This is a genomic window from Methylobacterium marchantiae (assembly GCF_042679825.1).
In the GTDB taxonomy this organism is placed as follows: domain Bacteria; phylum Pseudomonadota; class Alphaproteobacteria; order Rhizobiales; family Beijerinckiaceae; genus Methylobacterium; species Methylobacterium marchantiae.
On sequence record NZ_JBHTND010000070.1, the window covers coordinates 1 to 1,518 of the forward strand.

Here is a 1,518-nt window from a genome sequence, read left to right on the forward strand (position 1 = left end):
CAGGGTGTTGAAGAAGTCCGTGGCGTGAGGGGGCTTGGCATGATTCACTCCGTTCCGGCAGCGGACGGGGAAGTCAGATGCGAGGCTTGGATCAACGTTCGGGGGCGTTGTTCTCGTATGTGGACCTTGAGGCTCGGGTCCGGGCGGATCATCCCCTGCGGAGCATCCGGCAACTGACGGACGAGGCTCTGGCGGCCCTGAGCGGGTCGTTCTCGGCGCTCTATGCGGCTCGGATGGGTCGTCCGTCGATCCCGCCCGAGATGCTGCTGCGGGCCCTGCTCCTGCAAGCGTTCTACTCGATCCGCTCGGAGCGGCAGCTGATGGAGCGGCTGGAGTTCGACCTGTTGTTCCGCTGGTTCGTAGGACTGGGCATCGACGATCAGGCCTGGGATCATTCGAGCTTCACCCGGAACCGGGACCGGCTTCTGGCCGGCGAGATCGCGGCCCAGTTCCTGGCCGCCGTGCTGGCTCAACCCCGCGTGAAGCGGCTTCTGTCCAGCGACCATTTTAGCGTCGACGGGACGCTGATCGAGGCATGGGCCTCGATTAAGAGCTTCAAGCCCAAGGATCAGGGCGGCACCCATCAAGAGGAAGACCCGCCGCCCTCCGCCGGCGGGCGTAATGCCGAGGTCGACTTCAGGGGGCAGACGCGCTCGAACGAGACCCACGCGAGCACCACGGACCCGCAAGCCCGCCTCTACCGCAAGGGTCCGGGAATGGAGGCCAAGCTCTGCTTCATCGGCCACACCCTGATGGAGAACCGCTCGGGCCTGATCGTGGACACCCGCCTGACCTCGGCGAACGGTCACGCCGAGCGGATCGCGGCTTTGTCGATGATTGAGCCGAGGGCGGATCGGCCAAAGGCGATCTCGGTGGGTGCCGACAAGGCCTATGACGCCGAAGACTTCGTCAACGAGCTCAGGTCGATGAACGTGCGCGCGCACGTTGCCCGGAACACTAACGGCCGCCGCTCCTCCATCGACGGACGAACCACCCGCCACGCCGGCTACGGTCGGAGCCAGAAGATCCGCAAGCGCATCGAGGAGGGCTTTGGCTGGATCAAGACCGTCGGCGGACTGCGCAAGACCCGCTTCGTAGGCCGCGACAAGGTCGGATGGGCCTTCACTCTGACGGCAGCGGCCTACAACCTGGTCCGTCTGCCAAAGCTGCTTGGAGCTCTGGCGTGAGCGTCCTGGGCAAGTGGCGGATCGTCGAGCTGCCCGGCTACGAGGACGACTATGCCGACATGGTCGAGCCAGCCTACATCCTGTTCGAGAACGGCCGCGGCGAGTTCGCTTTCGGGTGTGTCACCGGGGCTTTCGCTGGCGGAGCCGGCCACGGGAGTGATCGTGCCGCCGTTGCGTTCGACTGGAACGGCAATGACGAGATGGACCCGGTCTGCGGCGCTGGATCGGCTGAGCTCCAGGCTGACGGATCGCTTCGAGGCGAAATCCGCGCCCACCGCGGCGACGAAATACCCTTCATCGCCCGCCGTTGGCCGGCTTCTTCAACACCCTG

Annotated in this window: 2 protein-coding genes; both read left to right on the forward strand. The window is 65.5% G+C overall.

The genetic code is table 11. The annotated features are described in order from the left end of the window. Positions 1-77 precede the first annotated feature (77 nt). The gene (locus ACFQ4G_RS21830; RefSeq protein WP_238209269.1) at positions 78-1,187 is read left to right on the forward strand and encodes an IS5 family transposase; all 1,110 of its coding nucleotides are present in this window, start codon (positions 78-80) and stop codon (positions 1,185-1,187) included. Beyond that, on the forward strand, positions 1,184-1,518 hold a 335-nt coding region (locus tag ACFQ4G_RS21835; RefSeq protein ID WP_238209270.1), incomplete at its 3' end, for a hypothetical protein. The genes ACFQ4G_RS21830 and ACFQ4G_RS21835, both read left to right, overlap by 4 nt.

What these genes read in the sequence shown, in the direction of transcription:
- ACFQ4G_RS21830 (WP_238209269.1), top strand. Translation starts at nt 78, where the DNA reads ATGCGAGGCTTGGATCAACGTTCGGGGGCGTTGTTCTCGTATGTGGAC.